The organism is Streptomyces sp. NRRL B-24484 (assembly GCF_000717715.1).
In the GTDB taxonomy this organism is placed as follows: Bacteria; Actinomycetota; Actinomycetes; order Streptomycetales; family Streptomycetaceae; genus Kitasatospora.
Window position 1 is genome coordinate 23,443 of sequence record NZ_JOAI01000063.1, and the last position, 7,365, is coordinate 30,807.

At 73.1% G+C, this 7,365-nt stretch carries 4 protein-coding genes and 2 pseudogenes; 1 reads left to right on the top strand and 5 read right to left on the bottom strand.

All coding sequences use genetic code 11. The annotated features are described in order from the left end of the window. Nucleotides 1-178: 178 nt before the first annotated feature. Both IE98_RS0137340 and IE98_RS43700 read right to left on the bottom strand, forming a co-directional pair. On the bottom strand, nucleotides 179-1,882 hold the full coding sequence (locus IE98_RS0137340) for a SulP family inorganic anion transporter (RefSeq protein ID WP_199923033.1): 1,704 nt from the start codon (nucleotides 1,880-1,882) through the stop codon (nucleotides 179-181). Between the two features lie 127 nt (nucleotides 1,883-2,009). Continuing rightward, nucleotides 2,010-3,454 (bottom strand): annotated as a pseudogene (locus IE98_RS43700) (ABC transporter ATP-binding protein); the annotation flags it as partial. Between IE98_RS43700 and IE98_RS47255 the strand changes: the two are divergent. Then, nucleotides 3,447-3,600, top strand: a pseudogene (locus IE98_RS47255) (pirin family protein); the annotation flags it as partial. The pseudogenes IE98_RS43700 and IE98_RS47255 sit on opposite strands and share 8 nt — an antisense overlap. Before the next feature lie 524 nt (nucleotides 3,601-4,124). Here the strand turns inward: IE98_RS47255 and IE98_RS45450 are convergent. The 3 genes from IE98_RS45450 to IE98_RS0137360 form a co-directional block, all read right to left on the bottom strand. Beyond that, nucleotides 4,125-4,556 (bottom strand): ATP-binding protein, encoded by a 432-nt coding sequence (locus IE98_RS45450; RefSeq protein WP_052391480.1) that lies wholly within the window; start codon nucleotides 4,554-4,556, stop codon nucleotides 4,125-4,127. A gap of 637 nt (nucleotides 4,557-5,193) precedes the next feature. Next, a complete protein-coding gene (locus IE98_RS0137355; protein WP_052391481.1) occupies nucleotides 5,194-5,631 on the bottom strand; it encodes an HPP family protein in 438 nt (145 codons plus the stop codon). Nucleotides 5,632-5,686: 55 nt separating this feature from the next. Then, nucleotides 5,687-7,090 (bottom strand): DEAD/DEAH box helicase, encoded by a 1,404-nt coding sequence (locus IE98_RS0137360; RefSeq protein WP_052391482.1) that lies wholly within the window; start codon nucleotides 7,088-7,090, stop codon nucleotides 5,687-5,689. Between the last annotated feature and the right edge of the window lie 275 nt (nucleotides 7,091-7,365).

The following is a 7,365-nucleotide window of genomic DNA, read 5'->3' on the forward strand; positions in this document are numbered from 1 at the left end:
GGAGTGGCGGCAATGACGGCTTACTGACGAATCCGGCCACGGGAGTTGGACATGTCCACGGCGAACAGCGCGAATGACGCAGCGTCACGACGCCGTGTGAGACGTGTCATAGTGCCGGCGCGCGCGTCCGGCCGCGCGTCCGGCCGGGCCCGGGAGTGCGCGAGGACCGGGCCGGGGCTCACCCGGGCGGTGCGTCGGGGGACGGGCCGCCCGGGAACGCCCGGACGGCGTCGATCAGGTTGCCGAAGACGTTCTCGGGCGGGATCCGCTGCCACAGCTCGTAGACCTTGAGGGTGTCCACCAGGGCCGAGTCGGGACGCGCGAGGACGAACGTGACGCCGCGCGTGTCGAGGAAGTCGAGCAGGCTGTGGAGGCGCACCCCGGCGGAGTAGTCGACGTCGGCGATGCCCGCGGCGTCGAGCACCAGCCAGCGCACCGGATGGGGCGCGTTGTCGACCAGTGTCCTGACCTGGTCGGCGAAGCGGCTCGCGTTCGCGTAGAAGAGCTCGGCGTTGAAGCGGAAGACGATCAGGCCCGGGGCGCTCTCGATCCCGGGCTCGGCGACCGTGTAGGTGGGCACGCCCTCGCCGGTGACGCCGACCACGAAGTCCTTGGGCCGGTACTCCCGCCGGACCACCTCGAACAGGGACAGCGCGAGGGCGACCAGGACGCCCTGCTCGACGCCGATGCCGAAGACCGCGAAGGCGGTGGCGACGGCCACGACGAACTCGTTGCGGCGCCGGGTGCGGATCTGCCGGAGGCCGCGCACGTCGACGAGGTCGAGGCCGACCAGGAACACGATCCCGGCCAGTGTCGCAAGCGGCATGTCGGCCAGCAGGTCGGTGAAGACCAGCGCGACGAGCAGCGAGAGGGCCGCCATCGTGAGGTTGGCGACCTGGGTCCGGCCGCGCTGCTGGTCGAGGATCTCCGTCTTGGTCGGGGAGCCGTTGACGACGAAGGTCCCGCTGAGTCCGGCGGCGATGTTGGCGACCGAGAGGCCGACCAGGTCGCGGTCGACGTCCACGCGGTCGCCGTGGCGGGTCGCGAAGCTGTGGGCCGTGGCCGCGCTCTGGGCCAGGATCAGGACGAAGCAGGAGAGCGCGACGGAGAACACCGCGGCGGCGTCGCCCGGGGTCAGCCCGGACGGCAGGCCGAGTGGCGGGAAGCCGCCCTCGACGGCACCGACGACCGCGACCCCGTGGCCGGAGGCGTCCGTCGCCGCGGACACGGCGATCAGCAGCACCACCGCCACGACGGAACCGGGGAACCGGGGCAGGAACCGCTTGAAGGCCAGGATGATCACGACGGTGGCGGCGCCGTAGGCGACGGTGCGCCAGGAGACCTCGTCCAGGCGGGACATCCAGGACCACTGCTGCTGGAACCAGTTGCCGCGGCCCTTGGGGATGCCCAGCAGTTCGGGGATCTGGGCCGTCGAGACCTGGACGCCGACACCCGTCAGGAACCCGATCAGGACGGCGGCGGACAGGAAGTCGGCGAGGAAGCCGAGCCGGAGCAGGCGGGCGACGGCCAGGATCACGCCCGACAGCAGGGCGGTCAGCCCGGCCAGCCCGACCCACTGCGGCGAGCCCGGGACGAGGCCGTCCACACCCAGCCCGAGGAGTCCGGCGGAGAGGATCGCCGCGGTCGCGGAGTCCGCGCCGACGACGAGCAGCTTCGACGAGCCCAGCAGGGCGAAGGCGATCGCCGGCAGGATCAGCGTGTACAGGCCGGTGACGATGGGCATGCCGGCGATCGAGGTGTACCCCATGACCTCGGGGATCGCGACCGCCGACAGCGCCACCCCGGCGACCACGTCCCGGCCCAGCCACGCCCGCCGGTACCCGCGCAGGGAGACGGGGACCAGCCTCGGAACGGCAGTCACGTGGGCACCTCGACAGCGGCCGGAGAACGCGTACCCACCCATGGTGACCGCCGGCGGCCGGCGGTTCCAGCAGGCGGTCCCGGCCCGCGGTGTCGTCGACGGCCCGTCGGTACGGGGCGACGACCGGTCAGTGCGTCTCGGCCCCGGCGGGGGTGTCGCCGAGGAAGCCGCCCGACTGGTGCTGCCAGAGCTGCGCGTAGGCGCCCTCCGCGGTGAGCAGCTGCTCGTGGGTGCCCTGCTCGACGGTCCGTCCGCGGTCGAGGACGACGAGCCGGTCCATCGTGGCGACCGTGCTCAGGCGGTGCGCCACCACGAGCGCCGTCCGTCCCTCCACGAGCCGCCACAGGGCCTCCTGGACGAGGAGTTCGCTCTCCGAGTCGAGGGCGCTGGCCGCCTCGTCGAGCAGCAGGACCGGTGCGTCGCGCAGGATCGCCCGGGCGAGGGCGACGCGTTGCCGCTGCCCGCTGGACAGCTTGATGCCGCGCTCGCCTACCATGGTGTCGAAGCCGTCCGGCAGCGCGTCGGTGAACTCCGTGACGTGCGCGGCCTCGGCGGCGCGGCGGATCTCGGCCTCGCTCGCGTCCGGCCGGGCGAAGGCGATGTTGTCCCGCAGCGACCGGTGGAACATCGCCGGGTCCTGCGGCACGTAGGCGATCAGGCTGCGCAGGTCGGCCTGGCGGAGCCGGGTGATGTCCTGGCCGCCGATCAGGATCCGGCCGGCGTCGACGTCCGTCATCCGCAGCAGCAGCCGGGTGAGGGTGGTCTTCCCGCCGCCGGACCGGCCGACCAGGCCGAACTTCGCCCCGCCGGGCACCGCGAGGTCGAGGCCGCGGAAGACCGGGGCCGCGCCCGCGTGGGCGAAGTCCACCCGCTCGAACCGGATGTCCGCGCTCCGGCGGCGCAGCGGCTCCGGTGCCGGGGGTCGAGGACGGTGGGCGGTGTCGGCAGGAGTGCGGTGAACTGGGCGGCCTCCGTCAGGGAGCTCTCCAGCCGGCGGTAGATCTGGTTGAACTCGAACATGATCCGCGTCGCGTTGGTGTAGTAGGCGAAGGCGACGACCACCGCCTCCACGCCGTGCCGGCCGTCGCCGAGGCTCACCGCCAGCACGAGGCCGAGCGCGTTGGTCAGCACCGACACGGGGGCGACCAGTGTGTCGATGCGCAGGTTGCCGTAGTCCCACGAGCGGAGCGCGAGGCGGTGGGACTCCGCGACGCGGGAGCGGTGCTCGGCGGCCTCGCCCGCCTCGGCCGCGAACGCCCGGACGGTGTCCATGTTCATCAGGCTGTCGGCGACGTGGCCGGACACCCGGGCGATCGCCTCCTCGCGCCGGTCGACCAGCGCCTGGCGGCGGCGGACGAGCGGTGCCACGCCGACGGCGGTCAGGGCGATCATCGCGAGCAGTCCGACGACGAGGAGGGGGTCGTAGCGCCACAGCACCACGGAGCCGGAGAGCAGCGGTACGAGGCTGCCCACGACCGAGAAGGTGAGGGTGTCGACGAACTCCTCGAAGCGGGAGGCGAAGCTCAGCACCCGTTTCGTCAGCGGGCCGGCGAAGTTGTCGCGGAACTTCGCCGGCCGGTCCGGGGAGGAGATCGCACAGGCGCCAGGACTGGGAGACCGGCACCCACTTCGGCGAGGTGCACGGCTACGACGGCGATCGTCTGCGGGCTCCGGAGCTGCCCCCGATCCCCCTGAAGCCCCGAGGGCGTGAGCGGTGACCTGCTGGAACGGCGTTCGAGGCGCAAGCGGAAGACGTCGTCGATCGGACCGTTCAAGGTGTCTCTCCTGCCGGGAGCCGGGGGGTGATCAGTGCTCTTTCCGATCGGAGGGAGGCGCCGGTCCCAGCCGAACCGACTCCCGCGTTCGGACTCGTGCGGCAGGGTGTAGTCGGATCGATGCTGATCTTTTGCTGAGCCGCCCTGCAGGGCGTGTCTCCTGCATGTTTGCCAGGGTGCCAACGGGCGGCCTGCCGTGTACGACTGCAAGGGGATCGGCGAGGATCCTGGTGCGCTCGGTCGGGGTGCCCCGGCGGGCGATGGTGCACGGGGCCGGCGTCGTGGCGAGGCCGGGAGAACAGGGACGCCGGTAGCCGTCGGCGGGGCCCCTGTTCGTGCGCGCGCCGTGGGTTTCGGCGTCCGGCCACGGGTGTGACGGCGGCATCTTGGGTGCGGGCCGTGGCCGGCCGGTTGGACCGCACGCCGGCCGGTGTCCGCGGGTGATCGATCGAGGTGCGCCGGACAGGTCAGGTGTCGAGGTGCGGGTCGGGGTCCGCCAGGGCGGCTTGACGCGCTCGTTGAGGATCCGGTGCGGCGGTGGGACCGGGATCCGGGCCAGGCAGGGGGAGGTCGGCCCAGACGGTCTTGCCGTCACCGTCGGGAGTGCAACCCCAGCCGGCGGTGATCCGGTCGACGACGACCAGGCCGTGCCCGTGCGGCGTCTGCGGCTGGTGCGGTTCCACCAGCCGCGGCGGGGTCGGGCTGGGGTCGGTGACGGCGATCCGTAGCCGTCCCGGAGACCGTTGGAGCCGGAGGGCCAGGGGCCGGCCGGCGTGGTCGGCGGCGTTGGCGAGGAGTTCGGCGGCGACGAGGGCGGCGTCGGCGGCCGCCTGGCCGGCGGCGGTTGTCAGGTGCCAGTCGGCGAGGGCGGTGCGGGTGAAGTCCAGGCCCTCGCTCACGCAGTCCGCCTCTCCGCCGGGAAGGAAGTCCAGTCGGCGCCGGTCGGATACGACGGGGTGGGGAGAGGGGCACATGACGGCTTCCGGTCGTGGCGAGGTTTTCTCCGAATCAGGCGTCTGCCCGACCCGGCCCTGTCTACGCGCCGGATGCGGCCGCATCCTGCCCGTGCCGGGCGGCGTCCTCGGTCGTGGCGCAGACAGGGACAGGTCCCTGGCGCCGGTGATCTCCGCAACCCTGGTGCACCCCGGCGCTCGGCGTGATCAGGACCATCGGCACCGCCGGGTCCGCGGGCCGTAGACCGTGCCCGCAGCAGGGCGGTCGGCCCGCCCGAGGTCGTCTGCTCCACCCCCGTTCGGGCCGACCGCCAGCAGCTGCTTGAGTCCGCCGAACGCCTTGCCCGGCACTTGCTGCGCGCTCCTGGGACACAGGGCGCCAGCGGCGCTGGGTCCGGATCGGGACCCGTGGACACCTGACGGGGGCGAGCGCCGGTGACTGCCTCACGGCTCCACGCCCGGAGAGGGCCTGCTGATCCAGCACGGTCCGTGGCCCGGTGCCGTGATCTCGACGCAGGCATCCGCGCCCCGGACGCCGCCGCCCGGCGGCGATTTTTGGTCGGGCGGGCGGCGTTGAGCGCTGTTACGCCGTAGCAGGACGATCCGTGCCATGCCCGTGGACCCGGACGCGGCGGAGACCGTCCGGCAGGGTGAGCAGGCCTACGGTGTGGCCGTCGTGGTCCACCACCGGCCACATGTCCAGCTCGCGGGAGCGCATGGCGGCAGCCGCGGCGGCCGCGTGCATGTCGGCGGTGGCGAAGGGCGCCCGGTCGAGTGGGACGTCGCGTACCGGGGTGCGCTCGGTGTACCAGGACCGGACCTGGAAGGGTGCCAGGTGCAGGCGGGTCAGCAGCCCTGTGCAGCGGCCGTCCTCGTCGTGGACCAGGAGGTGGTCGGCGCCGGAGCTCTGCAGGATGTCCAGCGCGGTGTCGACCGTGACGTCGTCGCCGATCTGCAGCGCCGGGGGGCTCATGAGATCGCCGACGGTGGGGGTCGCGGGGCTCTCGGGGGCGCCGGTCATGGGCGGACTCCTTGGTCTCTCCGGGCGGCGCCGGGGTCGTCTTCGGCGGTGGTGCTCACGCAGTTCGCCGCGGGCGGCCTGGGGATCCGGTGTGCGGTCGTGGCGGGTTGCGGCGCGGCCGCTCGACGACGGGGTCCGGGATCACCGTGGGGATGCCGGTGGGCACGCGGGCGCCGGTGATGCGGGCCAGCTCCTGGCCGCCGGCCAGCACCGCGGTCGTGACGGGGACGAGGCCCGCCGTCGTCATCGTGCGCGCCATCCGACGGCGCTGGTTGGGCAGCACCAGCGTGACGACGGTGCCGGACTCGCCGGCCCGGGCGGTGCGGCCGCCCCGGTGCAGGTAGTCCTTGTGGTCCGTGGGTGGCTCCAGGTTGACGACCAGGTCGAGCCCGTCGACGTGGATGCCGCGGGCGGCGACGTTGGTCGCGATCAGCGCGGTGACCTGGCCGGCCCGGAACTGCTCCAGCGTGCGGGCACGCTGGGGCTGGGACTTGCCGCCGTGCAGGGCTGCGGCTCTGACCCCCTGCGTGAGCAGGTCGTCGACCAGGCGGTCCGCACCGTGCTTGGTGTCGATGAACATGATCACCCCTCCGTCACGGGAGGCGATGTGCGCGATCGTGGCGTTCTTGTCGGAGTGCTGAACGTGCAGCACGTGGTGCTCCATCGTGGTGACCGCGGCGGCGGACGGGTCGACCGAGTGTGCGGCCGGGTCGGTGAGGAAGCGCTGGACCAGACGGTCGACGTTGCGGTCCAGGGTGGCGGAGAACAGCAGGGTCTGGCCGCCCGGGGCCACCTGTTCCAGCAATTCGGTGACCTGGGGCAGGAAGCCCATGTCGGCCATCTGGTCGGCCTCGTCCAGCACCGAGACGGCAACGTCGTCGAGCAGGCAGTCACCGCGGCCGACGAGGTCCGCGAGCCGACCGGGAGTGGCCACGACGACATCGGCGCCCCGGCGGAGCTGGTGGGCCTGGCGGCCGATCGGCAACCCGCCCACCACGGTCGCCATCCGCAGCCGTACCGCGCGGGCGTACGGGGTGAGGGCCTCGGTGACCTGCTGCGCGAGGTCACGGGTGGGGACCAGGACGAGCGCCAGAGGGCGGCGCGGATCGGCCTTCCGCCTTGCAGTGCGGGCCAGCACTGCGAGTCCGAACGCGAGGGTCTTGCCCGAACCCGTCCGTCCGCGGCCGAGCACGTCGCGGCCGGCCAGCGCGTTCGGCAGCGTCGCCGCCTGGATCGGGAACGGCCTGACGAGGCCCTGGCGTTTCAGTACGGACAACAGCTGGCGCGGCATGTCCAGTGCGTCGAAGGACTCCACGGGCGGCAGTGCAGGAGTGGTGCCCACCGGCACCGCGAACTCGACCTGCGCAGGGTGGCCCTGACCGGCGGCCCGGTGTCTGGAACGTCCGTCGGCGACCGCTCGGCCGGAGTTCTGGTACGAGGAGCGACTGGAGCGATTCATGCAGGGACCTTCCCGAGAGGGCGCGTCGCCAGGAAGACCCCCTGGCGCGGGGCACCGGAGGAGACCACGAGAACGGGCCGAATGAGCGACGGGCCGGGAGGGGACGGAGGACCTGCGGCACGGCTCCTGCGGCCGATGCGGACCGGAAGGGACGGGGCAGGGGCTCCGCCCCGCACATGCCGAGGGGCCCGCACCGGGCGTGTACGCGGTGCGGGCCCCTCGCTGCCGGGCGGGTGCCGTGGCAGAAGAACTACAGCGGGCGGATGTTCTCGGCC